Annotated in this window: 1 protein-coding gene; it reads left to right on the forward strand. The window is 75.8% G+C overall.

The genetic code is table 11. The features are described from left to right. Positions 1-252, forward strand: a 252-nt coding sequence (locus KZZ06_RS21635; RefSeq protein WP_257884541.1) for a PfkB family carbohydrate kinase, incomplete at both ends; no start/stop codon positions are given.

The following is a 252-nucleotide window of genomic DNA, read 5'->3' on the forward strand; positions in this document are numbered from 1 at the left end:
TCCTGTTCGCCAACATGGCCGAGCTGCAGAGCCTCTACGAGACCGAGGATCCCGAGGCCGCCGTCGCGGCCCTGCGCGACGAGCGCAACGCCCGCGGCCGGCACCTGCTCGGCCTGGTCACGCGCTCGGCCGACGGCGCCCTGGTGGTGCAGGGTGGCGAGGTCCGGGCCGTCGAGGCGAGCCCGGTCCAGACGGTGGTCGACACGACCGGCGCGGGCGACCTGTTCGCCGCCGGCTTCCTGGCCGGCCACG

Origin of the sequence: Sulfitobacter sp. CW3, assembly GCF_019392245.1 — a bacterium.
Lineage (GTDB): Bacteria > Pseudomonadota > Alphaproteobacteria > Rhodobacterales > Rhodobacteraceae > Sulfitobacter.